Annotated in this window: 1 rRNA gene; it reads left to right on the top strand. The window is 53.4% G+C overall.

Going from position 1 to position 2,101, the window contains the following annotated elements:
* A 23S ribosomal RNA gene (locus ACWFRF_RS34835) occupies positions 1 to 2,101 on the top strand; the annotation flags it as partial.

Genomic DNA, 2,101 nt, shown 5'->3' on the forward strand with positions numbered 1-2,101 from the left:
GCCCAAACCAAGAGGCTTGCCTCTTGGGGTTGTAGGACACTCTGTACGGAGTTACAAAGGAACGAGGTAGATGAAGAGGTCTGGAAAGGCCCGCCATAGGAGGTAACAGCCCTGTAGTCAAAACTTCGTTCTCTCCTGAGTGGATCCTGAGTACGGCGGAACACGTGAAATTCCGTCGGAATCCGGGAGGACCATCTCCCAAGGCTAAATACTCCCTAGTGACCGATAGTGAACCAGTACCGTGAGGGAAAGGTGAAAAGCACCCCGGAAGGGGAGTGAAAGAGATCCTGAAACCGTGTGCCTACAAATAGTCAGAGCCCGTTAACGGGTGATGGCGTGCCTTTTGTAGAATGAACCGGCGAGTTACGATCCCGTGCGAGGTTAAGCTGAAGAGGCGGAGCCGCAGCGAAAGCGAGTCTGAATAGGGCGTTTAGTACGTGGTCGTAGACCCGAAACCAGGTGATCTACCCATGTCCAGGGTGAAGTTCAGGTAACACTGAATGGAGGCCCGAACCCACGCACGTTGAAAAGTGCGGGGATGAGGTGTGGGTAGCGGAGAAATTCCAATCGAACCTGGAGATAGCTGGTTCTCCCCGAAATAGCTTTAGGGCTAGCCTTAAGTGTAAGAGTCTTGGAGGTAGAGCACTGATTGGACTAGGGGTCCTCATCGGGTTACCGAATTCAGTCAAACTCCGAATGCCAATGACTTATCCTTGGGAGTCAGACTGCGAGTGATAAGATCCGTAGTCGAAAGGGAAACAGCCCAGACCGCCAGCTAAGGTCCCAAAGTATACGTTAAGTGGAAAAGGATGTGGAGTTGCTTAGACAACCAGGATGTTGGCTTAGAAGCAGCCACCATTTAAAGAGTGCGTAATAGCTCACTGGTCGAGTGACTCTGCGCCGAAAATGTACCGGGGCTAAACGTATCACCGAAGCTGCGGACTGTTCTTCGAACAGTGGTAGGAGAGCGTTCTAAGGGCTGTGAAGTCAGACCGGAAGGACTGGTGGAGCGCTTAGAAGTGAGAATGCCGGTATGAGTAGCGAAAGACGGGTGAGAATCCCGTCCACCGAATGCCTAAGGTTTCCTGAGGAAGGCTCGTCCGCTCAGGGTTAGTCGGGACCTAAGCCGAGGCCGAAAGGCGTAGGCGATGGACAACAGGTTGATATTCCTGTACCACCTATACATCGTTTGAACGATGGGGGGACGCAGGAGGATAGGGTAAGCGCGCTGTTGGATATCCGCGTCCAAGCAGTTAGGCCGGAAACGAGGCAAATCCCGTTTCCATTAAGGCTGAGCTGTGATGGCGAGCGAAATATAGTACCGAAGTTCCTGATTCCACACTGCCAAGAAAAGCCTCTAGTGAGGTGAAAGGTGCCCGTACCGCAAACCGACACAGGTAGGCGAGGAGAGAATCCTAAGGTGTGCGAGAGAACTCTCGTTAAGGAACTCGGCAAAATGACCCCGTAACTTCGGGAGAAGGGGTGCTCTGTTAGGGTGCAAGCCCGAGAGAGCCGCAGTGAATAGGCCCAGGCGACTGTTTAGCAAAAACACAGGTCTCTGCGAAGCCGTAAGGCGAAGTATAGGGGCTGACACCTGCCCGGTGCTGGAAGGTTAAGAGGAGCGCTTAGCGTAAGCGAAGGTGCGAATTGAAGCCCCAGTAAACGGCGGCCGTAACTATAACGGTCCTAAGGTAGCGAAATTCCTTGTCGGGTAAGTTCCGACCCGCACGAAAGGCGCAACGATCTGGGCACTGTCTCAACGAGAGACTCGGTGAAATTATAGTACCTGTGAAGATGCAGGTTACCCGCGACAGGACGGAAAGACCCCGTGGAGCTTTACTGCAGCCTGATATTGAATGTTGGTACAGCTTGTACAGGATAGGTAGGAGCCTTGGAAACCGGAGCGCCAGCTTCGGTGGAGGCATCGGTGGGATACTACCCTGGCTGTATTGACCTTCTAACCCGCCGCCCTTATCGGGCGGGGAGACAGTGTCAGGTGGGCAGTTTGACTGGGGCGGTCGCCTCCTAAAATGTAACGGAGGCGCCCAAAGGTTCCCTCAGAATGGTTGGAAATCATTCGTAGAGTGTAAAGGCATAAGGG

Source organism: Nocardia sp. NPDC055165, from assembly GCF_053606985.1.